The following is a 23,261-nucleotide window of genomic DNA, read 5'->3' on the forward strand; positions in this document are numbered from 1 at the left end:
TTCGACTCTCAACCAGGCAGTCAGTTCGCCACTAAGCTAATTAGAGTTGGTTTCGCCCTCACCGTCCATCCCGCTGACGGGAAAGGGGCTGCATCAAAGGTCTTCGGCGCGTTAGGATGGCGCGAAGTCGAGGTGGCAGGACGCATGAAGGAACCTCGAAGCGGATTTGTACCAACGAGGATAGTCATGACCGATTTTGCCAACGCCATTCCGACCGCCGTTGATATCGTCCGGCGCGAAAAGTGCTACGAGGGCTTCTACAAGCTCGACCGCGTGCACTTGCGCCACGAATTGTTCGGTGGCGGCATGAGTCGCGAAATCAATCGTGAAGTGTTTGTCCGCCACGATGCGGTGTGCGTGTTGCCTTACGATCCACAGCGCGACGAAGTGGTGTTGATCGAACAGTTTCGCGTCGGTGCCATGGGCAAGGCCGACAATCCCTGGCTGGTCGAACTGGTCGCCGGTCTGATCGACAAGCAGGAAGTGCCGGAAGAAGTTGCTCACCGCGAAGCGCAGGAGGAAGCTGGGCTGGTACTGCGCGCGCTGTGGCCGATGACCAAGTATTTTCCATCGCCGGGCGGCAGCAACGAATTTGTCCACTTGTACCTGGGGCGCTGTGAAACCAACGGGGTTGGCGGCCTGCACGGGCTGGAGGAAGAAGCTGAAGATATCCGCGTCACGGTCTGGGCCTTCGAAGATGCCCTGCAAGCCGTACGCGATGGGCGAATTGCCAACGCGGCGAGCATCATTGCCTTGCAATGGCTGGCATTGAACCGCGCTGAAGTGAGGGGGCTATGGTCGTAAACAAGCTGCGCGATCGTTACCGGGTCGACCTGGCGGGGCTGCAAGCCTCCTGCGAGGCCAACTACGCGCGCCTGATGCGACTGCTGCCCGACATGCGCAACGAGCCGGCGGCGCGGCGCATTGCCGTGACCCATGGTGACCAGATGCTCGGCGTGCTGGCCCTGGAAGTGTTGCAGGTCTGCCCCTACACCACGACCCTGCAGGTGCGCCAGGAACACAGCCTGCCGTGGCTGCCGGTGCCGCAACTGGAAGTGCAGGTCTACCACGACGCCTGCATGGCCGAAGTGGTCAGCGCCGAACATGCACGACGCTTTCGCGGCATCTATCCTTACCCGAACGCCGCCATGCATCAGCCGGACGAAAAGGCCCAGCTGAACATGTTCCTGGGGGAATGGCTGAGCCATTGCCTGGCGCTGGGGCACGAATACGAAGTCGTTCGTTAGTTGTGAACTGCGTCCGGTTCGCGGGTTTCCCCTTTAAGCGTCCCCCAGCATAATTGCCGCACTCGAGCCCTGGGAGAACGTCTTGCCGAGCGTATCCACACTGACCACCGCCGATTCGGCGTTACTGGTGCAACTGTCCGACAGCCATCTGTTCGCCGAGGCCGACGGTACGTTGCTGGGCATGAACACGCGGCAAAGCCTGCAAAAGGTCATCGAACTGGTCAGGCAGCAACAGCCGCGCATCGACCTGATCATCGCCAGCGGTGATATTTCCCAGGACGGTACGCTTCGAGTCCTACCAGCAGTTTCGCGACCTGACCCGGCCGCTCGATGCTCCGGCACGCTGGATTCCCGGCAATCACGATGAGCCGCAGGTGATGGCCGAGGCGGCGGTGCAGAGCGCTTTGTTGGAGCCGGTGGTGGACATCGGCAACTGGCGGGTCACCTTGCTCGACTCCGCCGTGCCGGGGTCGGTGCCGGGGTATTTGCAGGAAGAGCAACTGCAACTGCTGGCGCGTTCGCTGAGCGAGGCGCCGGAGCGCCATCACCTGGTGTGTTTCCACCATCACCCGGTGTCCATCGGCTGTGCCTGGATGGAGCCGATCGGCCTGCGCAACCCCGATGCACTGTTTGCCGTGCTCGATCGTTTTCCCCAGGCGCGCGCCGTGCTGTGGGGGCATGTGCACCAGGAAATTGATCGGTTCCGTGACAACCTGCGCCTGATCGCCTCGCCTTCGACCTGCATTCAGTTCGAGCCGGGCAGCACCGACTTCAAGGTCGGCGAACAGGCGCCGGGTTACCGCTGGCTGCGGCTGCTGCCCGATGGGCAGATCGAGACCGGAGTGGAGCGGGTGACCGGGTTCGAGTTCACGGTGGATTATGGGTCCAATGGCTATTGAGGTTGTCGGCCTGGTCTGAGACCGCGGCGTCCCCATCGCGGGCAAGCCCGCTCCTACAGAGGAGCGCGTTCCAACTGTAGGAGCGGGCTTGCCCGCGATGGCGTCCTCCCAAGCGACAAAAATCCCCCGACTCCCTGTAAACTCCGCCATCCTCACCCGACACTCCAGGGAGCTCCAATGTCCGGTTCGATCCTCTATATCCACGGTTTCAACAGCGCGCCCGCCTCGAAAAAGGCCACGCAGTTGATGCAGGTGATGGAACGTCTGGGCTTGAGCGACCAGTTGCGGGTACCGGCCTTGCATCACCATCCGCGCCAGGCCATCGCGCAGCTTGAACAGGCGATCGAGGCGCTGGGGCGGCCACTGCTGGTCGGCAGCTCGCTCGGCGGCTACTATGCGACTTTCCTGGCCGAGCGCCATGGCCTCAAGGCCCTGCTGATCAACCCTGCCGTCAGCCCGCACCGGATGTTCGACGGGTTCCTGGGAACGCAGAAAAACCTGTATACCGATGAGGCCTGGGAGTTGACCCACGACCACGTGACGGCCCTGGCCGAACTGGAAGTGCCGGCGCCCCAGGACCCGCAGCGTTACCAGGTGTGGTTGCAAACCGGCGATGAAACACTGGACTATCGCCTCGCCGAGCAGTATTACCGGGCGTGCGCCTTGCGTATCCAGGCCGGTGGCGACCATGGTTTCCAGGGTTTTGCCGAGCGATTGCCGGCCATGCTGAGTTTTGCCGACATCGGCGCAGATTTGTATCGGGCGGTGGATTTCACGGCACTGTGAACCCACGCTTCTTTTTCATCGAACATTTTTTATACAGGCGGACGAAGAGACCCCATGGCCACTCCCAGCGCTAGCTCTTATAACGCAGACGCCATCGAAGTCCTCTCGGGCCTCGACCCGGTGCGCAAACGCCCCGGCATGTACACCGACACCAGTCGGCCGAACCACCTCGCCCAGGAAGTCATCGACAACAGTGTCGACGAAGCCCTGGCCGGCCACGCCAAGTCGGTGCAGGTCATCCTGCACGCCGACCATTCCCTGGAAGTCTGCGATGACGGCCGTGGCATGCCGGTGGACATCCACCCCGAAGAGGGTGTGTCGGGCGTCGAGCTGATCCTCACCAAGCTGCACGCCGGCGGCAAGTTCTCCAACAAGAACTACCAGTTCTCCGGCGGTTTGCACGGGGTGGGTATTTCCGTGGTCAACGCCCTGTCGACCGAAGTGCGGGTGCGCGTCAAGCGTGACGGCAACGAATACCAGATGACCTTCGCCGACGGTTTCAAGAAAACCGAGCTGGAAGTGGTCGGCACCGTTGGCAAGCGCAACACCGGCACCAGCGTGTTCTTCGCGCCGGACCCGAAATACTTCGATTCGCCGAAATTCTCCATCAGCCGTCTCAAGCACGTGCTCAAGGCCAAGGCGGTGCTGTGTCCGGGGCTGCTGGTCAGCTTCGAAGACAAAGGCACCGGCGAGAAAGTCGAATGGCATTACGAGGACGGCCTGCGCTCGTATCTGGTTGACGCGGTCAGCGAATTCGAACGCCTGCCCAACGAGCCGTTCTGCGGCAGCCTGGCCGGTAACAAGGAAGCGGTGGACTGGGCGCTGCTGTGGCTGCCCGAGGGTGGCGACAGCGTCCAGGAAAGCTACGTCAACCTGATCCCGACCGCCCAGGGCGGTACCCACGTCAACGGCCTGCGCCAGGGCTTGCTCGATGCCATGCGGGAGTTCTGCGAGTTCCGCAGCCTGTTGCCGCGCGGCGTCAAGCTGGCGCCGGAAGACGTCTGGGAACGCATCGCCTTCGTCCTGTCGATGAAAATGCAGGAACCGCAGTTCTCCGGCCAGACCAAGGAGCGCCTGTCGTCCCGGGAAGCGGCGGCATTCGTCTCCGGCGTGGTCAAGGATGCATTCAGCCTGTGGCTCAACGCCAACCCGGAAACCGGCATGCTGCTGGCCGAACTGGCGATCAACAACGCCGGTCGCCGCCTCAAGGCGAGCAAGAAGGTCGAGCGCAAGCGCATCACTCAGGGACCGGCACTGCCGGGCAAGCTGGCTGATTGCGCCGGGCAGGACCCGATGCGTTCCGAACTGTTCCTGGTCGAAGGTGATTCCGCCGGTGGCTCGGCCAAGCAGGCGCGGGACAAGGAATTCCAGGCGATCCTGCCGTTGCGCGGCAAGATCCTCAACACCTGGGAAGTCGATGGCAGCGAAGTACTGGCCAGCCAGGAAGTGCACAACATCGCCGTCGCCATCGGTGTCGATCCCGGCGCCACGGACATGAGCCAGTTGCGCTACGGCAAGATCTGCATCCTCGCTGACGCCGACTCCGACGGCCTGCACATCGCCACGCTGCTGTGCGCGCTGTTCGTCCAGCATTTCCGCGCGCTGGTGGAGGCCGGTCACGTCTACGTGGCGATGCCGCCGCTGTACCGCATCGACCTGGGCAAGGAAATCTACTACGCCCTCGACGAAGCCGAACGCGACGGCATTCTCGACCGCCTGGTGGCCGAGAAGAAGCGTGGCAAGCCGCAGGTCACCCGATTCAAGGGCCTGGGTGAAATGAACCCGCCGCAACTGCGCGAAACCACCATGGACCCGAACACCCGGCGCCTGGTGCAACTGACCCTGGGCGAAGATTTCGCCGAAACCTCGGAAATGATGGACATGCTGCTGGCGAAGAAACGCGCCGGCGACCGCAAAACCTGGCTCGAATCCAAAGGCAACCTCGCCGAGGTTCTGGCCTGATGCGGGTTGGCTTTGCCCTGGCGTGTGCGCTGCTCCTGACCACCGTTTCGGCCTTTGCCGAGCCGGTGCCGGAGTTGCGCCTGTTGTCCGAACATCCGGTGGACGGCATGCGCGGCGGAAACCTGTCGGGGTTGGCCCTGTGCGGCAAGGAAATGTGGACGGTGTCCGATCGCGACGACGACCAGATCTATCGCCTGGAAACCGGCGGTACGGTCTGGCAGGCGCAAACCGTGCACCTCGACGTGCCACCGGTGCCGGACAGCGGTTTGCCCTGGGGCCTGCGCTCGCGCACCTGGGCCGCTTCGTTCGTGCGTGGCGGTGACCTGGATTTTGAAGGCATCACCTGCGACAGCGCCGGTAACCGCTACATTGTCAGCGAAGCGCACGCCGCCGTATTGCAGGTTCCGCCTGAAGGTCCGGCCTCCTGGTTGAAGATTTCGCCGCTGCTGGTTCGCGAAGCGCGCGCCAGTGGCATGTTGCTGCATTTCAATGCGCTGTTCGAAGGTCTGGCAATCAACCCGGCCGGCGACCAGTTATGGCTGGCGGCGGAGCGTGAGCGCCGTGGCCTGCTCAAGGTCAAGCGCCAGCAGACACTCTGGGATTGCGACGGCGGCTGCGTGCTGCTGAGCGAGGCCGGGGTGGAGATGCAGCCGGCGCAATTTCCGAAAGCGAAGGCGGTGTCGCGGGACTTTTCCGATCTGGCCCTGTTCAACGGCAAGCTGTTCACCCTCGAGCGTAATGCGTTCGAAATCTGCCGTCGCGATGCGGTGACCGCCAAGGTCGAGCGCTGCTGGTCGTTCGCCGACGAAGCGTTGCAGCCCAATCGGCTCTATTCACAGAGCTACGGCCTGGCCGAAGCGTTGATTATTGACGCCGAGGGCGCCTGGGTCGGCATCGACAACAACGACGGCGCCCGCGCCGATGGCGAAGTCCGCCCGATCGTCTGGCGCTTTGCCGCGCCGGAAGGTGGCTGGAGCGCCACGCCATGACGGCGCAGGCACCGGGCAAGCGCGCAGGGCGAGTGTTCCTGATCCTGGCCTGGTGCGCCGGCTTGTTCCTGGCCACGCGGTTTTTCGGCGAGTGGGAAGCGCGTCAGAACAACCCCAACGTCATCGTCAGCTCGGAGCAGGGCGATGGTTTTATCGAAGTGAAACTGGTCAGCAATCAACAGGGCCACTTCGTCGCCAGCGGCCAGATCAATGGCCAGCCGGTGGATTTCATGCTGGACACCGGGGCGACGGACGTGTCGATCCCGGCTGAGCTGGCCAAGCGGTTGAAACTGGAAGAAGGCTTCGGGGTGACCCTGAGCACGGCAAACGGCCTGAGCCAGGGTTACCGTACCCGGATCGACCGTTTGCAGGTCGGCGACATCGTCTTGCGCGATGTCCGCGCGCTGGTCGCGCCCGGCCTGGACGGCAATCAGGTGCTGCTCGGTATGAGCGCGCTGAACAAACTTGAATTTACCCAGCGCGGTGGCACCATGCTGCTGCGCCAGACAACGAACCGATGAGGCCCGCATGAGCGACTCCCTTGATCTCAGCCTGGACGGTGTAGAACGCCGGTCACTGTCTGACTTCACCGAAAATGCCTACCTCAACTACTCCATGTACGTGATCATGGACCGTGCCTTGCCGCATATCGGCGACGGCCTGAAACCGGTACAGCGTCGCATCGTCTATGCGATGAGCGAGTTGGGGCTGGACGCCGATTCCAAGCACAAGAAATCGGCGCGTACCGTCGGTGACGTGCTCGGCAAGTTCCACCCGCACGGCGATTCGGCCTGCTACGAAGCCATGGTCCTGATGGCCCAGCCGTTCAGCTATCGCTACACGCTGGTCGACGGCCAGGGCAACTGGGGTGCGCCGGACGATCCCAAGTCGTTCGCCGCCATGCGTTACACCGAGGCGCGTCTGTCGCGTTACTCCGAAGTGCTGCTCAGCGAGCTGGGCCAGGGCACCGCGGACTGGGGCCCGAACTTCGACGGCACCCTCGACGAGCCGCTGGTGTTGCCGGCCCGTTTGCCGAACATCCTGCTCAACGGCACCACCGGCATCGCCGTGGGCATGGCCACCGACGTACCGCCGCACAACCTGCGGGAAGTGGCGTCGGCGTGCGTGCGCCTGCTCGATGAGCCCAAGGCCACGGTCGAACAGCTCTGTGAACACATCCAGGGCCCGGATTACCCGACCGAAGCGGAAATCATCACCCCGCGTGCCGATCTGCTGAAAATCTACGAAACCGGCCGCGGTTCGGTGCGCATGCGCGCCGTGTACCACATCGAGGACGGCGACATCATCGTCACCGCGCTGCCGCATCAGGTCTCCGGTGCCAAGGTGCTGGAACAGATCGCGGCGATGATGCAGGCCAAACCGTCCAAGGCCCCGCAGATCGCCGACCTGCGCGACGAGTCCGACCACGAAAACCCGTGCCGTATCGTGATCATCCCGGGCGCGCGGAAGAACTTCGACTATGACGCGCTGATGCAGCACCTGTTCGCCAGCACCGACCTTGAGTCCAGCTACCGGGTCAACGTCAACATCATCGGCCTGGACGGCAAGCCGCAGCTGAAAAACCTGCGGGCGCTGCTGGTCGAGTGGCTGGAATTCCGGGTCAAGACCGTGCGTCGTCGCCTGCAATTCCGCCTCGACAAGGTCGAGCGTCGCCTGCACCTGTTGGACGGCTTGCTGATCGCCTACCTCAACCTGGATGAAGTGATCCACATCATCCGCACCGAGGATCAGCCCAAGGCCAGCCTGATCGCCCGTTTCGCCCTGAGCGAAATCCAGGCCGACTACATCCTCGACACCCGCTTGCGCCAGTTGGCGCGGCTGGAAGAAATGAAGCTGCGTGATGAGCAGGATGCATTGCTCAAGGAACAGGCCAAGCTGCAAGCCCTGCTGGGCAGCGAGGCCAAGCTGAAGAAACTGGTACGCAGCGAACTGATCAAGGACGCTGAAACCTATGGCGACGACCGTCGCTCGCCGATCGTCGAGCGCGCCGAAGCCAAGGCCCTGACCGAGCACGACCTGCTGCCAAACGAGAAAGTCAGCGTGGTGCTGTCGGAAAAAGGCTGGGTTCGTTCTGCCAAGGGCCATGAAATCGACGCCACCGGGCTTTCCTACAAGGCCGGGGACGGTTTCAAGGCGCTGGCCGCCGGACGTTCCAACCAGTACGCGGTGTTCATCGACTCCACCGGTCGCAGCTATTCGGTGGCCGCCCACACCTTGCCATCGGCCCGTGGCCAGGGCGAACCGTTGACCGGTCGTCTGACGCCGCCGCCGGGGGCGAATTTCGAATGTGTGCTGATGCCCGAGGACGATTCGCTGTACGTGATCGCCTCCGACGCCGGCTACGGTTTCGTGGTCAAGGGTGAAGACTTCCAGGCCAAGAACAAGGCGGGCAAGGCGCTGCTCAGCCTGCCGAACAATTCGAAGGTGATTGCCCCGCGCCCGGTGGCTGATCGCGAGAACAACTGGCTGGCCTCGGTGACCACCGAAGGTCGCCTGCTGATCTTCAAAATCAGCGATCTGCCACAATTAGGTAAGGGCAAAGGCAACAAGATCATCGGTATTTCCGGTGAGCGCGTGGCCAATCGCGAAGAATATGTCACGGACATCGCCGTCGTTCCGGAAGGCGCCACCCTGGTGCTTCAGGCCGGAAAACGTACCTTGTCACTGAAAGCGGACGACCTCGAACACTACAAGGGTGAACGTGGGCGTCGTGGTAACAAATTGCCACGTGGCTTCCAGCGGGTCGATGCGCTGCTCGTCGAAAACCTCAATTAAGCGTCCTAGAGCGCCCGATCTACGATTTATCGCGTAGATCGGCGCTTTGGCGCTGGAGTCGGAGCGCATATTCACGGATGATGTGCCCTTTCCAAGCGCCGGTGTGACCGAGCGTTCTTCATATTTATTGAGTATTTTCACTGTGGTCAGCTTTGTAGCGACCACCTGGACGGGACGATGACTGCTCTGCGCCTTCCTTTTATTCTGATGCTCGCCGGCGTTCTTGGCCTGGCGGGTTGCAGCGTTCACCAGCCGGTGTCGCTGTATCAGCTGGACAGCGGAAGTCCGGCACAACCTGCGCAAGCCGCAGGCATGGCGGTATTGCTTGGCCCGGTCACCGTGGCCGATTACCTGCAACGTGAAACCTTGCTGCAGCGCCAGCCGGACGGCAGCCTGCAAGCGTCGGTCGATGGTCGTTGGGCGGGCAGCCTGTCGGCGGATATTGACCAACTGCTGCTGCGTCAGGTGGCAGGCCACCTGGACAGCCAGCGCGTCGTACTGGCCCCGGCGACCATCGGCTTCACCCCGGATGTCCAGGTGTTGCTGACCATCACCCGCCTGGACTCGGGCGAATCGCAACCAGCGATCCTGGATGCGCAATGGCGTCTGATCGACCGCCGTGGCCAGGTTCGTGACAACCGCATCGTCCACCTGCAAGAGCAGCATGCCGGCGGCACGGCGGCTCAGGTGCAGGCCCAGGGCGTGTTGTTGCAGCGTCTGGCCGAGCAGCTGTCCGTGGCGCTCAAGCCACTGGCCAACCAGCCACCGATTGCCGAGGCGCCGCGCAAACCGGCAGCCAAACCGGCAGCACCGGCGGCAGAGCAGGAAAAACAGCCAAAAATCCCTATGGCTGCGCCGATTCGCACCGATATGGAAGTGTTCCGGTTCTGAGGTTGGTTTGATCTGGTTGCAAGCAAAGCCCGCGAATGTGCGGGCTTTGTTGTTTATGGGGGATCTTCAGTGTCTGTGCCGGCCTCATCGCGAGCAGGCTCGCTCCCACAAGGGGTCATGAGTGTATTCAGAAATTGTGTCCACAGAGCCCCACTGTGGCAGCGAGCCTGCTCGCGAAGGGGCCCGCACAGCCCCCTGTAGGAGCGAGCTTGCTCGCGATGAGGCCGGCACAGGCAACAAAAAAGCCCGCATGATCTGCGGGCTTTTCTACAACCGAAACTCAGGCCTCAAGCCCGGCGCTCATGCATCCGCGCCAGTTGCCGCTCCAGCATCGACGGATAAGGCTCCATCAACCGCTCCACGCAGCAGGCGCCTTCAGGGCTCGCAATTGGACGAATCCGGGCGCGCTGGCGGATCAGGGCGTCGTCGCTGATCTGGCGCTCCACCAGCAGCAGGTTGCGGCTGTGTTGCGACAGGGCCAGGGCGTCCTGGGCGGTTTCGGTCAGCAGCAGGTCGATCTGGCTCAGGCCGAACAGCTCGTCACCCAGGGTCAGGCCCAATTGCAATTGCAGGGTGATGCCGCTGTCGGCGACTTCGATCTGCAACTGGTGGCCCAGCGCCCGCAGCAACTCGCCGCAGCAGATGGCGTTGGTCAGGTAGTCGTCGCCGCTGTCCTCGGTGTGGAACAGCATCAGCGTGCTGCCATCGTTGAGGGTGTGCAGTTCGCTCTGGTACAGCGAGGCCGCCTGGTCGAGGCAGTCGCGGTAGCGTTCGAGCAGTTCTTCCAGGCGCGCCCGTGGCAGGCGACGCAGTTGGTCCTGGGCACCGAGTTGCACCGCCAGCACCGCACTGTGCTGTGGTACGTCGGATACCACAGGCTGGCTCGCCGGGCGTGGGGCCGACTCGTCGCGCAGGTCGGCGAACGGGTCTTCGTCGTCATCGTCGTCTTCAACGGTGCTGACAATGTGCCGTGGCGCCGGCTTGAGCGCGGCGACAGGCTTGCTTTCGTCGAAGCTCGGATCGCGCAGGTTGCGCACCTCGAAGGCCGGCTCGTGGTCGTCGGCGTCCGTGTAATCGCTGTCGTCGTACTCGGGCTCCGGCACGGGTTCCGGCTCGGCCGGTTCCGGGGCGAAGTTGGCGTGCAGTTGGCGGGCCAGGTCGCCGATTTCGTCCTGGCGGCCGGTGGCCGGGGTGTACTCGTCGATGTTGCGCAGCCACACGCGCAATTGCAGCAGCGGCGTGGACAGGTGCCGACCCAGGCGCAGGCTCAGGGCCAGGGACAGGGCCAGCAGAATGGCACTGAGGATGCCCATGCTTTGCAGGCTGATGGTCATCGGCTGCTGGAACTGATCCATGTCCAGGCTGATGCGCAGTTGCCCGGCGGTCACGTCCTGGAAGGTGATCTTGCTCTGGTACATGCCCTCGGCTTCGCCCAGCAGGCCGTGCTTGGGACGCTGACCGGACTCGGCGAGGATGCGGTTATCCACGCTGTAGATGGCGGCGTGGGCCACCAGCTTGTTCTTGGTCAGGTTGTTGAGCAGCACGTTGAGGCTGAGGATGTCATTGGACACCAAAAGCTCAGTGGCCGACGTGGCGGTCTGCGTGGTCAGGCTTTCGCCCAAGGCATCCGCCTGCTCGTGCATGGCCTGCTTGAACTGCAAACCCATCACGCAGGCGTAGATCACCAGGGCCAGGGCGACCAGGATCACGTTATGGCTGGCAATGCGCAATGCAATCGGTACACGACGGTGACGCAGTGCACGGAAGATCAGCAGGAAGAAGTTATCGGTTTTTACTGGCGTGGGCCGGTTCACTTGCGCTCGGCTCTTTTGTCCGTGAAGTTGACGCGCAGTATAGCGACAGGCCCTAGACCGGCAAAGCGCTCACGGTGCCCGATGGTCACTGAAAGTGAGTAGAATGCGCTTTTTTTCCACTTGCGGGGGTGCGCCTTGCGCGAAATCGTCCTGATAAACATCACCGGATCCGATCGTCCGGGTCTGACTGCGGCCATTACCGGCGTTCTGGCCCAGGGTGGTGTGAACATTCTCGACATCGGCCAGGCGGTGATCCACGACACGCTGTCGTTCGGCATCCTGGTCGAAATTCCCGACACCGAGCAAGGTCAGTCGGTGCTCAAGGACATCCTGTTCAAGGGGTACGAGCTCGATCAACAGGTGCGTTTCACGCCGGTGTCCGAGCAGGACTACCAGCAGTGGGTGGGCAACCAGGGCAAAAAGCGCCACATCGTCACGCTGTTGACCCGCAAAGTGACCGCCGGCCAATTGCAGGCCGTGAGCGCGATCACTGCCAAGTACGGCCTGAACATCGACCACATTGATCGCCTGTCCGGGCGTATGCCGCTCGATACCCCGGCAGACCAGGGCAAGGGTTGCATCGAGTTTTCGGTACGTGGTGAAGCGGCTGATCCACAGGCATTGCGCGCCGAATTCCTCAACGTTGCCCAGGAACTGAACGTCGATATCGCCTTCCAGGAAGATTCGCTGTTCCGCCGCAACCGCCGCCTGGCGGTGTTCGACATGGACTCGACGCTGATCGAGGCCGAAGTCATCGACGAGCTGGCCAAGGCCGCCGGGGTGGGTGACAAGGTTTCGGAGATTACCGAGCGCGCCATGGCCGGTGAATTGGACTTCCGCGCCAGCTTCAAGGAGCGCCTGGCCCTGCTCAAGGGCCTGGATGTGGGCGTGCTGGACTCGATCGGCGCCTCGCTGCGCCTGACCGAAGGCGCCGAGACGTTGTTCGCCGAACTCAAGCGCCTGGGCTACAAGACCGCGATCCTGTCGGGCGGCTTCACCTACTTCGCCAAGCAATTGCAGGCCAAGCTGGGGATCGACTATGTGTTCGCCAATGAACTGGAAGTGGTCGATGGCAAGGTGACCGGCGTTGCCGTCGAGCCGATCGTCGACGCCCAGCGCAAGGCCGACCTGCTCAAGGAGCTGGCGCTCAAGGAAGGCTTGCGCCTGGAGCAGACCATCGCCGTGGGCGACGGCGCCAACGACCTGCCGATGCTGGCCATCGCCGGCCTGGGCGTGGCATTCCGCGCCAAGCCGCTGGTCAAGCAGTCGGCGAAGCAGGCGATTTCCACCTTGGGGCTCGATGGTGTGCTGTATCTGCTGGGCTTCAGGGATCGTGACGGGCAGCTCTGAGATTTTTGTTGCCTGAAAAAAATCGCGAGCAGGCTCGCTCCCACATTTGATCTGTGCGGTTCACAAATCCAGTGTGGGAGCGAGCCTGCTCGCGATGGCCGCGCTGCGGTTTAAGGGCTTACCGTCAAAGCGTCTTCCACAACGAATCAAAATCCTCTTCCGACCCACCCGCGCCGTTCCCCGCACCGTTGCCATTCTTGACCGCTTCCAGCGAGCGATAGGCGAACTGATTGAAGCTGTTGGTGCTCGCCACACGCCGATCCAGGCCGGCGCGGCGTTCTTCGCCGTTGGTATTGATCAGCACTTTGTTGCCTTCCTGGAACGGCAGGCGCGGCGCAAGCAGGGTGGCCGGCTGGTCGACCGCGCTGATGGCCGGCAACAGCAGGCCGCGCAGGTAATGGCTGTGTTCGTCACGGGTGCGCACCAGTTGCAGACCGCAAGGTTCGGCATAGGGCGCAACTTGCTCGATGCCCATTTGTGTACCGCCGCCACGAACCTGACGGACCCAGCGCACCACGGCAATGCTCCAGCCGCCGCCGGCCGAGTCCTCGATGCCGACCATTTCCCCCGCCTGCAATTCCGCTGGCACGGCCTCTGGCCATGCCAGGCAATAACCGCCAGGGCTGTGATTGATCACCGGCAGGGTATGGGTCGGGAAGTGTCGATTGTGGTCCGAGGTTTCGTGGCTGTCGTCGATCTGTAATTGCGGGTACTCGATTTCCTCATAGGGCAGCATCGCATCAGCCGTACCCTGGGGCGCCGCATCGAATGCCTGTCGCCAATGATCCTTGTCGCGACCGCCGGGCTCCGTGGCCTTGAACTGCGCGCGACCGGCCCCGGAGTGCTTAAGGATTTCGCTGAAGGGGCGCTGCCCGCCCAGGTAGAAATGCAGCGCGCTCATGCCCACGCACACGGTCAATGTGCCCTGGCTGGCGGTGCGCTGGAAACTGCGTTCGACCGCCTGGCCCCAGGCGGCGCTGAGATGTTGCAAGGTATCCGCACTCATCCCGGACGGTACGGGCAGTGATGTCGGGCTGTCGTTGTTCTGCAGGTGGCTTTCGATGGCGGCGACCAGCGACTGCGGGTCAAAAGTGATCAGGCTGTCCAGCTGCTCGGCGCGGAATTTGGTCCGATAGCGCGGGCCGACGTCCAGCTCCGGCGCGATGGCAAACAAACCGATGGCTGGTACCTGCGGTTCCAGTTTCAGCCATTGGCTCCAGGGCTCCAGCACTTCGGCCAGTCGCGCGATCTGGTTCTGACGCAATTGGTTGCAGCGGGCGGCGCCCAGCAGCAGGGCAACCAGGTAGGTTTGCTCGATGCTGAGGTTTTGCGTCTGGCTGGCCAGTTCGTCGCGCAGGCTCAGGTGCTGGAGGCGATGGTTACAGGCGATGCGATACAACTGATGCAGCTCCAGCCACAAGCCTTCCGGGACCGGGCTGTAGAGTTGGCTGGCGCGGATCAGCGAGCTGTTGTGACAGTGCATGGCCCTTTGCAATGCCAGGCTCAGCAGCGAGGTGCGGTCTTTGCTGAAGCGCGGGGCGATGCGCGTGACGATCAGTTTGTAACCGATGGCCAAGTGGCTTTGCAGCGCCTGGCACAGGTTGACGATCTTGCGCGAGCGTTCATCGAGCACGATCGACTGGTGCAGAAAGTGCCGCTCCAGGTGCTTGCAGACGTAATACACCTCGGGCCGCAACAGTTCGAGCAGCTGTAGGCGGTTGTCGCTGGGGGTCAGCAGCAGGTTGAGTTCGCTCAGGCCCTGATAGAGCCGACGCGCGGTTTCACCGATGTTGGCCTTGGGCAGATCGGCGATCCAGCGCTTGAGGTCACGGGGCGTGGCCTCGCAAAACGACAGGCGTGCCTGCGTGGGTGTCGGTACCCGTAACAGAAGATGGGGACTGGTCTCATCCATGCCGTAAACAACTCCAGCCTGAAAGTGGGCAGTGAAGGTTCGACTCTAGCAGCTATGGACAGATGAAGGGTTACACAAATTCCATGACCCCCTGTAGGAGCGAGCTTGCTCGCGATTGCGGTGTTTCAGTCAACGATGATGTCGGCTGACACGCCCCCATCGCGAGCAAGCTCGCTCCTACAGGACAGGGTTGGGTTTAGGCCTTTGGCAGGCCCAGCCCCTGGCCCATCTGCACCGGCGAACCGGCGGCCAGTTCTTCGGCCCACTTGACCTGGTCCGGGCCGAACAGCACGACGGCGGTCGAACCGAGCTTGAAGCGACCCAGTTCCGCACCTTTTTCCAGGTGGATCGGCGCACGGGCGGCTTCGTCGTAGCGGAAGGTTTTCAGCTCGCGTTTCGGTGGTGTCACCAAACCTGCCCAGACGGTTTCGATGGACGCCACGATCATCGCGCCCACCAGCACCACGGCCATCGGCCCGCGCTCGGTGTCGAAGATGCACGCGACGCGTTCGTTGCGGGCGAACAGCTCTGGAACGTTTTCCGCAGTGGTCTGGTTGACCGAGAAAATACGGCCCGGGATGTAGACCATTTCGCGTAGGGTGCCGGCCAGCGGCATGTGCACGCGGTGGTAGTCCTTGGGCGACAGGTAAATGGTGGCGAAGTCACCGCCCATGAACGGCGCGGCGTTGGCCGGATCGCCGCCCAGCAGTTCCAGCACGCTGAAGCTGTGGCCCTTGGCCTGGAACACGCGGCCGTGTTCGATCGGGCCGAGCTGGCTGACGGCGCCATCGGCCGGGCTGAGGATTGCGCCCGGCGTCTCGTCCAGCGGACGGGCACCGTCCTTCAGGGCGCGGGTGAAGAAGGCATTGAAGTGTTCATAGGCCGTCACGTCTTCGACCAGGGCCTGGGACATGTCGACTTGATACCGCTTGGCGAACCAGGTGGTGAACGCATTCTTGAACCAGCGCACGCGGCATTCGGCAATGCAGCCGGCCAGTCGCGAAAGCAAATGGTGGGGCAGCAGGTACTGGCTGATGATAAACAGACGCTTGTTCATTAACTGTCCTTAAAAACCTTCGATTTCGACAGGCGTATCGGGATGGTTGCCCCATTCGCCCCAAGAGCCGGCGTAGCCCTTGACCCGCGGATAACCGAGGGACTTGGCCACAAGATAGGTGAAGCCAGAGCGGTGGTGGGTCTGGCAGTGAGTGATGACTTCTTTGTCCCGGGTGATGCCCAGGTGTTCCAGAATTTGCGGCATGTCGGTACGGATCCGCAGATTGCGTGCAGGGTCCATGCCTTCGGTCCATTCGAAATTGACGGCACCGGGGATGTGACCGCCCTTGGCCGCCAGGACTTTCTCGCCGGAATACTCCAGCGGTCCGCGCGCATCCCAGATCGCCAGGTCTGCGGCGCCGAGACGGCTTTGCAGGTACTCGCGGGTAGCGGTGGGCTCATCGTGCAGGGTCAGCGAAACCGGGCCACCGACCGCGGGCGGGACCTGGATCGACATCGGCGAGCCTTCCGCCAGCCACGCCGTCAGGCCGCCGTCGAGGTAGTGGTAGCGCTGGTGGCCGATGACATCCAGCAGCCAGATGAACCGTCCGGCCCAGCCGCCGCCTTCATCGTCATACACCACGTAGACCGCATCAGGGTTATGGCCCAGCTCGCCGAACAGCGCTTCGAGCGCTGCTTGCGGCGGCATCAGGCCCGGCGCCGGTGGCTGGCCGAGCTGCGTGCGTTTGGGATCGACGAAGCGCGCACCGGGAATATGCCCTTCGGCATAGCGGGCACTGCTGGTCAGGTCCACCAGGATCAGGTTGCGGGCGTCGAGGCGAGAGAGCAAGTCGCTCGGCTCAATCACCAGCGGCAAGCCAGAGAAGTCAGACATGTGAGGTCTCCAGGGCACAAAGGGGAGGATTGTAGCGGGTCATTGGCCGCGATGGCTAAAGGTGTGCAGGGCTTTCTCGATGCACTGCGCGGTTTTGCCGAACGCCTGTACGGTAATGTCCGAAAACGGCCCGCCACCCTGGTCTGCGACCACGATCATGATCACGCGGCCGTTGTTGACCAGCGAGCGCAACAGCAGGTGCTCACCGCGAAATTGTGCGCGCAGGCCCGGCGGCAACAGCGCTGAAAACTGCGCGTTGTTCTCCGGGGTCAGGCGCACCTGCGCCTGTTGCGCCAGCAGGCGCTGCAGCACGGTACTCTGGCTGACCACGAAATTCAGCCCCGCCGCCTCTTTGGGCAGCCCGGCGATCTGGTGTACGCGCAGGTTGGCGTGGGTGCGGTCGGCCATCAGGATCATCACCCGGCGCATGCCGCAGGCGATTAGGGCGTCCCGGGCCGAGTTGGTCAAGTGCATGGCGTTGGTGAAGCGGCTGGGCTCCACCAGCAGTTCGGCACATTGCCCGCGCCACTTGGCCAGGTCTTCGGCGGTCGGTGCCGGGGCGGCGAGCATGCCGGCGGGCAGGCGATGGGTGCCCCACGGCCAGAGCAGGGCGAACGCCGGGTGCCAGATATCCGGCTGGGCGTGATGGCGTGCGCTGTTGGCGGCCTGCTGGTGCAGTTGCTGTTGCAGCTCATCCATCGGCATCTGCAGATAAAGGCTGGTCAGGTATTGCCAGCGTTCACTGTGCGGACAGTCCCACGATTGCTGCGCCGAGAGTGCCAGGCCGTTGGCCAGCAGTACGGTATTGGCCGGCTGATTGAGCCAGCGGCGCAGCGTCGGATCATCGTCCAGGCGGTTCTGCTGGCGCAGCGGGTGATCGACGTCACGGGCGATGCGCAGGACTTTCACCAGTTCGCGCTGCTCCTTGAGCAACAGCTTGTAACCCTGCTGCACCCAGATGGGCAGGTGCCAGGTTTCCACGAGTTTTTGCGCGATTCGCAGCAGCCGAACGCCGAACAATTGTTTCTCGACGTTGCGTGCTGACTCGCCCTTGTGGATAACCCGCAGCTCCCATTCCTCGAGTAATTGCGGGTGGGTCAACGCCAGGGGCCACAGCGGCGACAGGAACAGCAGGCTGCCCCAGTGGATATCCTGCCAGAGCCGGGCCAGGCGCGCGGCGAAGAAACCGTTGGCCTGTTGGGTGGCGTGCTGGCTGATCAATTGCAGTTGGCGCAGGGTCACGGGAATCTGCGATTGCGGCACGGCCGGCAGTCGCGCCAGCAACTCTTCGGTGCGCTTCAAACCCAGGCGGGTGATCGCCACCTCAAGGTTTTCCGCCGGTTCCGCCATGCTGCCATGGGTCTGCCGGTTGGCCTCGCGAATGACGCTCAGGGCCAGCGCGGGGCTGTCCTGCATCAACTCGGCGATGTCGCGCAACGAGCTGCGATTATCGCCGATCGCCTTGCAAACACGATCGTGGCTGGCCTGTGGAACAGGCAGGCGCACGCCATCGAGAAGCTTTACCCAGCCTTCGAGCGTGGTCGGTTTTGGAACTGGGACGTTGGTTTCATTAGCCATGGTTGGACGTGATCATCGTCTGCATTACCTACGCCGAAAATGGGCCGAATTGGCTTTTCGCCTGAACTGGCTATAGTCTGGCGCAGTTTTGCCGATAAGTAGAAGAAGAGATTTTTTAACTTCCGAATATGACCTTGAACCCGACTCAGTAAGTGCTCTCCTACCTATGGCTAAAATAATCGGCATCATCGTCGTATTCGCTAGCGTGCTCGGCGGATACGTGCTCTCCCACGGCAAGATTGCCGCCCTGATCCAACCCTTTGAAGTGTTGATCATCGGTGGTGCGGCCCTCGGTGCATTCCTGCAGGCCAACCCTGGCCCCACGACTCTGCACGTGCTCAAGAAATCCCTGAGCATGTTCGGTTCGCGCTTCACCCACACCTTCTACCTGGAAGTGCTGGGACTGGTTTACGAGATCCTCAACAAAAGTCGTCGCGAAGGCATGATGGCCATCGAAGGCGACATCGAAGATGCGGCGGCCAGCCCGATCTTCGCCAAGTACCCGTCAGTACTCAAGGATGAGCGCATGACCGCGTTCGTATGCGATTACCTGCGCATCATGTCGTCCGGCAACATGGCTCCCCATGAGCTGGAAGGCCTGTTCGACATGGAACTTTACAGCCTCAAGGAAGACCTCGATCACCCATCCCATGCAGTGAACGGCATTGCCGACGGTATGCCCGGTTTCGGTATCGTCGCGGCGGTACTGGGTATCGTGGTGACCATGGCGTCCCTGGGCGAGGGTGACCAGGCGTCCATCGGCCTGCACGTAGGTGCGGCACTGGTGGGTACTTTCTTCGGTATTCTCGCAGCGTACGGTTTCTTCGGCCCGCTGGCCCATTCCCTGGCCCACGATGCCAAGGAAGAACTGAACGTGTACGAAGCGATCAAGGCCTCGCTGGTGGCTTCGGCGTCCGGCATGCCGCCATCGCTGGCCGTGGAATTCGGGCGCAAGGTGCTGTACCCGGCGCACCGTCCTAGCTTTGCTGAGCTGGAACAAGCGGTTCGCGGTCGCTAAGTCATGGAAAATAATCAGCCGATAATCGTCAAGCGCGTCAAGCGCATCGCTGGCGGGCACCACGGGGGCGCCTGGAAAATCGCCTTCGCGGACTTCGCGACGGCAATGATGGCGTTCTTCCTGGTGCTGTGGCTGCTGTCGACCGCCACGCCGGAGCAGAAGATCGCCATCGCCGGCTACTTCAAGGACCCGGTCGGTTTCTCCGAAAGCGGCACGCCGTACATCATCGACCTGGGCGGCACGCCGACCCTGGCCCCGGAAAACACCCTCAACCCCGAGGTGAAATCCCAGCCGCAGCCCGACAAGGTGACCGTCGACGCCGAGCAGGTCGAGGGCATGGCCGAGATGGTGGAGAAGGAGCGCCTGGAGCTGTTGCTGCAAGAGTTGCAGAACAAGGTTGAAGAGAACCCGCAACTGCAGAAGTTCAAGGATCAGATCCTGTTCGAGATCACCACCGATGGTTTGCGCATCCAGATCGTGGACGCCGAAAACCGCCCGATGTTCGACTCCGGCAGTGCACGCCTGAAGCCGTATTTCGAAGACATCCTGCTGGCCATGGCCGACACCATCAAGGCGGTGCCGAACAAGATCAGCGTCAGTGGCCACACCGATGCCAAGCCGTTTGCCGGTACCGGCGACTTCGGCAACTGGGAGCTGTCGGCCAACCGTGCAAACGCCGCACGGCGTGCGCTGGTGGCGGGTAGTTATCCGGAAGATCAAGTGGCGCGCGTGGTGGGGTATGCCTCGTCGGCCTTGTTCGATCGCGAGAATCCGCTGAACCCGGTCAACCGTCGTATCGACATCATCGTGCTGACCAAGAAAGCCCAGCGCGCCATCGAAGGTTCGCAAGGCGCGGAACCGGCTCCGGAACCGACCCAAGGCCAGGGCGGCCCAGGTGAAGTGCCGGCCACACCAGCCGACCCGAACGCCTTGCCGCCGGAGAAGGAACCGCTACCGGCCCACGAACTGCGCGAACGCCTGAACCTGTTCGACAACCCGGCCCCCAAACCGCCGGAAGCGCCGAAACAGTGATGACACAAAAAAGCCGACAGTGATGTCGGCTTTTTTGTGCGCCCTGGTTTGGCAAAACACCCCATCCCACCGGCAACCCCCGCCCCTGTAGGAGCGAGCTTGCTCGCGATGGATGTCCAGACACCGCTGGGTGTCAGGCCGTCCACGTCATCGTTAACGACCATCGCGAGCAAGCTCGCTCCTACAGGTTCGGTGTTGTCTCTGTGGGAGCGAGCCTGCTCGCGATGGATGTCCAGGCACCGCTGGGTGTCAGGCCCGCCCGCGCCATCGTTGACGAACATCGCGAGCAGGCTCGCTCCCACAAGTAATCGCTGACCTCTGTAGGAGCGAGCCTGCTCGCGATGGATGTCCAGGCACCGCTGGGTGTCAGGCCCGCCCGCGCCATCGTTGACGAACATCGCGAGCAGGCTCGCTCCCACAAGTAATCGCTGACCTCTGTAGGAGCGAGCTTGCTCGCGATGGATGTCCAGGCAACGCTGGGTGTCAGGCGGCCAGCGTCATCGTTAACGACTATCGCGAGCAAGCCCGCTCCCACAGGTGATTGCGGGCAGCCTTAGGGCAATGCCGCTTTAATAACCACTCTGCGGCAAGCTCGCGATGATCGAGCGGTAGCTGTTCATCCGCTGTTGTTGCACGCGGCCGTCTTCCAGGGCCTTGAGCAGCGCACAGCCGGGTTCGCGGTCGTGTTTGCAGTCGCGGAAGCGGCAGGTGCCGAGCAGGTCGTTGAACTCGATGAAGCCGGCTTCGACGTCGGCGCGGCTGACGTGGCCCAGGCCGAATTCGCGGATGCCCGGGGAGTCGATCAGTTCACCGCCACCGGGGAAGTGGAACAGGCGGGCGGTGGTGGTGGTGTGGGTGCCCTGGCCGGACAGCTCGGACAGCGGCCCGACGCGGGTTTCGACGTCTGGCAGCAGGCTGTTGACCAGCGATGACTTGCCCACGCCAGACTGGCCGACGAACACGCTGATGCGCCCATCCAGTTTCTCTTGCAGTTGCTCCATGCCGTTGCCGTGGTGGGCCGACACTTCCAGCACCGGATAGCCCAGGGTGCGGTAGACCGCCAGCAGGGCATTGAGCGCCGGAGCGTTCTGCTCGTCGATCAGGTCGAATTTGTTGAGCAGCAAGAGCGGGCGGATGCCGGCGTGTTCGGCGGCCACCAGGTAGCGGTCGATCAGGTTGGCATGGGGCTCAGGCAGTGGCGCGAAGACAATCACGATCATGTCGACGTTGGCCGCCACCGGCTTGAGCTGGCCACGGCTGTCCGGGCGGCACAGCTCGGTTTTACGCGGCAGTTGCGCGACGATCACCCCGATGCCCTGGTTGCCGGCACGCCAGACCACCTGATCGCCGGTCACCAGCGCGGGCAGGTTGGCGCGCAAGTGGCAGCGAAACACCTGGCCTGCCAGTTCGCCATCCAGCGCCTCGACTTCGACCTGCACACCGAAGTGCGCGATCACCAGGCCCGTCTGTTCCGGGCCCAGGTCGCCGCCTTCGAGAGCCTCGACCGCCGAGGACTCGCGTTTGGCGGCGCGGGCAGCGCGCTCGCCCTGAATTTTTTCGATGCGCCAGTTCTGGCGGCGATTGAGTTGGCGTTTGGCCATGGGTGTTCCACAAGAAGAATGCAGCGATTAGGTAAAACGGCCGCGAGTTTAGCACGCCCGGCCGCCTCCCTAGGCTAAACTGCGCAGCATTGCCTAGGAGCCGACACATGCAAAACGCGCAGAACCTGATCTGGATCGACCTGGAAATGACCGGTCTGAACCCCGACACCGACGTCATCATCGAGATGGCCACCATCGTCACCGACAGTGACCTCAACACCCTGGCCGAAGGGCCGGTGATCGCCATCCACCACAGTGACGAAGTGCTCGCCACCATGGACGAATGGAACACCCGCACCCACGGCAACTCGGGCCTGACCCAGCGCGTGCGCGAAAGCCGCATCAGCATGGCCGAGGCCGAGGCGCAAACCATCGCCTTCCTGGAGCAGTGGGTGCCCAAGGGCAAGTCGCCGATCTGCGGCAACAGCATCTGCCAGGACCGCCGCTTCCTTTATACCCACATGAAAGGCCTGGAAAGCTACTTCCACTACCGCAACCTCGACGTGTCGACCCTCAAGGAACTGGCCGCGCGCTGGGCACCGGACGTGCGCGACAGCTTCAAGAAGGGCAGCACCCACCTGGCGCTGGATGACATTCGCGAGTCGATCGCCGAGTTGCGGCATTATCGCGAGCATTTCATCAAGGCTTGATGTCAGGGGTGCCTGTGGTGAACCCATCGCGAGCAGGCTCGCTCCCACAGAAACCGGGTTGTGAACGCGATCAACTGTGGGAGCGAGCCTGCTCGCGATGGGGCCAGCACAATCTACAAGACACGCCCCCTTTTGGTGCCGCCCCTTAATGGCTAGACTGCGCGCCTCCTCGCAAGGACTGCCGCCATGCTGTTGATGCTCTACCTGATCGCCATTACCGCCGAAGCCATGACCGGTGCGCTGTCCGCAGGGCGGCGGGGCATGGACTGGTTTGGCGTGGTGCTGATTGCCTGCATCACGGCGCTGGGCGGCGGTTCGGTTCGTGACGTGCTGCTCGGCCATTACCCGCTGACATGGGTCAAGCACCCGGAATACCTGGTGCTGACGTCGATTGCGGCGATGGTCACCGTGTTCACCGCGCGCTGGATGCGTCATCTGCGCTCGCTGTTCCTGGTGCTCGACGCCGTAGGCCTGGTGGCCTTCACCCTGATCGGCTGCATGACCGCCCTGGAAATGGGCCATGGCATGCTGGTGGCCTCGGTCAGCGGGGTGATCACCGGGGTATTTGGCGGCATCCTGCGCGACATCTTCTGCAACGACATCCCGCTGATCTTCCGCCGCGAACTCTACGCCAGCGTGTCCTTCGCGGCCGCCTGGTGCTACATGCTGTGCATCTACCTGCAATTGCCCGGCGAACAGGCGATCCTGATCACCCTGTTTGGCGGTTTCCTGCTGCGCTTGCTGGCCATTCGTTTCCATTGGGAAATGCCCAAGTTCGTCTATAACGACGAACAGTGAGGCCAGACATATCGCCTCACAGACCCTCCGCGTGGTGGTACATAGAT

19 protein-coding genes and 1 pseudogene are annotated in these 23,261 nt (G+C 62.7%); 14 read left to right on the forward strand and 6 right to left on the reverse strand.

All coding sequences use genetic code 11. The annotated features are described in order from the left end of the window. Window positions 1-186 precede the first annotated feature (186 nt). The 9 genes and pseudogenes from ABVN20_RS16260 to ABVN20_RS16300 all read left to right on the forward strand — a co-directional run bounded on the left by ABVN20_RS16260 (window position 187) and on the right by ABVN20_RS16300 (window position 9,570). A complete protein-coding gene (locus ABVN20_RS16260; RefSeq protein ID WP_368556728.1) occupies window positions 187-804 on the forward strand; it encodes an NUDIX domain-containing protein in 618 nt (205 codons plus the stop codon). Next, window positions 795-1,247, forward strand: coding sequence for a DUF1249 domain-containing protein (locus tag ABVN20_RS16265; RefSeq protein WP_192307681.1), 453 nt, complete (start codon window positions 795-797; stop codon window positions 1,245-1,247). Before ABVN20_RS16260 ends, ABVN20_RS16265 begins: the two co-directional genes overlap by 10 nt. Window positions 1,248-1,329: 82 nt before the next feature. Then, window positions 1,330-2,146, forward strand: a pseudogene (gene cpdA / locus ABVN20_RS16270) (3',5'-cyclic-AMP phosphodiesterase). 177 nt (window positions 2,147-2,323) lie between these two features. Then, window positions 2,324-2,932: a YqiA/YcfP family alpha/beta fold hydrolase gene (locus ABVN20_RS16275; RefSeq protein WP_368556729.1), complete on the forward strand. Its 609-nt coding sequence runs from the start codon at window positions 2,324-2,326 to the stop codon at window positions 2,930-2,932. Between the two features lie 54 nt (window positions 2,933-2,986). After that, window positions 2,987-4,894, forward strand: a complete 1,908-nt coding sequence (gene parE / locus ABVN20_RS16280) for a DNA topoisomerase IV subunit B (RefSeq protein ID WP_368556730.1) — start codon at window positions 2,987-2,989, stop codon at window positions 4,892-4,894. After that, window positions 4,894-5,883, forward strand: a complete 990-nt coding sequence (locus tag ABVN20_RS16285) for an esterase-like activity of phytase family protein (protein WP_368556731.1) — start codon at window positions 4,894-4,896, stop codon at window positions 5,881-5,883. The genes parE and ABVN20_RS16285 overlap by 1 nt, the downstream gene beginning before the upstream one ends. Further along, window positions 5,880-6,404, forward strand: a complete 525-nt coding sequence (locus tag ABVN20_RS16290) for a TIGR02281 family clan AA aspartic protease (RefSeq protein WP_368556732.1) — start codon at window positions 5,880-5,882, stop codon at window positions 6,402-6,404. Before ABVN20_RS16285 ends, ABVN20_RS16290 begins: the two co-directional genes overlap by 4 nt. A 7-nt stretch (window positions 6,405-6,411) precedes the next feature. Beyond that, window positions 6,412-8,679, forward strand: a complete 2,268-nt coding sequence (gene parC / locus ABVN20_RS16295; protein ID WP_368556733.1) for a DNA topoisomerase IV subunit A — start codon at window positions 6,412-6,414, stop codon at window positions 8,677-8,679. Between the two features lie 177 nt (window positions 8,680-8,856). Further along, window positions 8,857-9,570, forward strand: a complete 714-nt coding sequence (locus ABVN20_RS16300) for a membrane integrity-associated transporter subunit PqiC (protein ID WP_368556734.1) — start codon at window positions 8,857-8,859, stop codon at window positions 9,568-9,570. 287 nt (window positions 9,571-9,857) lie between these two features. Here ABVN20_RS16300 and ABVN20_RS16305 read toward each other — a convergent pair whose 3' ends face one another. After that, window positions 9,858-11,384, reverse strand: a complete 1,527-nt coding sequence (locus ABVN20_RS16305) for an AhpA/YtjB family protein (RefSeq protein ID WP_368556735.1) — start codon at window positions 11,382-11,384, stop codon at window positions 9,858-9,860. Between the two features lie 135 nt (window positions 11,385-11,519). Here ABVN20_RS16305 and serB point away from each other — a divergent pair, with 135 nt between their 5' ends. Beyond that, window positions 11,520-12,734: a phosphoserine phosphatase SerB gene (serB, locus tag ABVN20_RS16310; RefSeq protein WP_368556736.1), complete on the forward strand. Its 1,215-nt coding sequence runs from the start codon at window positions 11,520-11,522 to the stop codon at window positions 12,732-12,734. 124 nt (window positions 12,735-12,858) lie between these two features. Here the strand turns inward: serB and ABVN20_RS16315 are convergent, their stop codons facing one another. The 4 genes from ABVN20_RS16315 to ABVN20_RS16330 form a co-directional block, all read right to left on the reverse strand. Then, window positions 12,859-14,646: a molecular chaperone gene (locus tag ABVN20_RS16315; RefSeq protein ID WP_368556737.1), complete on the reverse strand. Its 1,788-nt coding sequence runs from the start codon at window positions 14,644-14,646 to the stop codon at window positions 12,859-12,861. A 196-nt stretch (window positions 14,647-14,842) separates the two neighbouring features. Then, on the reverse strand, window positions 14,843-15,703 hold the full coding sequence (gene asd / locus ABVN20_RS16320) for an archaetidylserine decarboxylase (protein WP_368556738.1): 861 nt from the start codon (window positions 15,701-15,703) through the stop codon (window positions 14,843-14,845). Window positions 15,704-15,712: 9 nt separating this feature from the next. Then, a complete protein-coding gene (gene rhdA, locus ABVN20_RS16325) occupies window positions 15,713-16,537 on the reverse strand; it encodes a thiosulfate sulfurtransferase (protein ID WP_368556739.1) in 825 nt (274 codons plus the stop codon). Window positions 16,538-16,576: 39 nt separating this feature from the next. After that, on the reverse strand, window positions 16,577-18,115 hold the full coding sequence (locus ABVN20_RS16330; protein ID WP_368556740.1) for an HDOD domain-containing protein: 1,539 nt from the start codon (window positions 18,113-18,115) through the stop codon (window positions 16,577-16,579). A 166-nt stretch (window positions 18,116-18,281) separates the two neighbouring features. Here ABVN20_RS16330 and motA point away from each other — a divergent pair, with 166 nt between their 5' ends. Both motA and motB read left to right on the forward strand, forming a co-directional pair. Then, window positions 18,282-19,133, forward strand: coding sequence for a flagellar motor stator protein MotA (gene motA / locus ABVN20_RS16335; RefSeq protein ID WP_368556741.1), 852 nt, complete (start codon window positions 18,282-18,284; stop codon window positions 19,131-19,133). A gap of 3 nt (window positions 19,134-19,136) precedes the next feature. Continuing rightward, window positions 19,137-20,165: a flagellar motor protein MotB gene (gene motB, locus ABVN20_RS16340; RefSeq protein ID WP_368556742.1), complete on the forward strand. Its 1,029-nt coding sequence runs from the start codon at window positions 19,137-19,139 to the stop codon at window positions 20,163-20,165. A 569-nt stretch (window positions 20,166-20,734) separates the two neighbouring features. On the opposite strand, the gene rsgA is transcribed toward motB, so the two are convergent. Beyond that, a complete protein-coding gene (rsgA, locus tag ABVN20_RS16345) occupies window positions 20,735-21,766 on the reverse strand; it encodes a small ribosomal subunit biogenesis GTPase RsgA (RefSeq protein WP_368556743.1) in 1,032 nt (343 codons plus the stop codon). A 107-nt stretch (window positions 21,767-21,873) separates the two neighbouring features. Between rsgA and orn the strand changes: the two genes are divergently transcribed. Next, window positions 21,874-22,416, forward strand: a complete 543-nt coding sequence (orn, locus tag ABVN20_RS16350) for an oligoribonuclease (protein WP_368556744.1) — start codon at window positions 21,874-21,876, stop codon at window positions 22,414-22,416. Between the two features lie 186 nt (window positions 22,417-22,602). Continuing rightward, complete coding sequence (locus tag ABVN20_RS16355) at window positions 22,603-23,214, forward strand: trimeric intracellular cation channel family protein (protein ID WP_368556745.1); 612 nt, start codon at window positions 22,603-22,605, stop codon at window positions 23,212-23,214. Window positions 23,215-23,261: the final 47 nt, after the last annotated feature.

The sequence above is a fragment of the Pseudomonas sp. MYb118 genome (assembly GCF_040947875.1).
In the GTDB taxonomy this organism is placed as follows: domain Bacteria; phylum Pseudomonadota; class Gammaproteobacteria; order Pseudomonadales; family Pseudomonadaceae; genus Aquipseudomonas.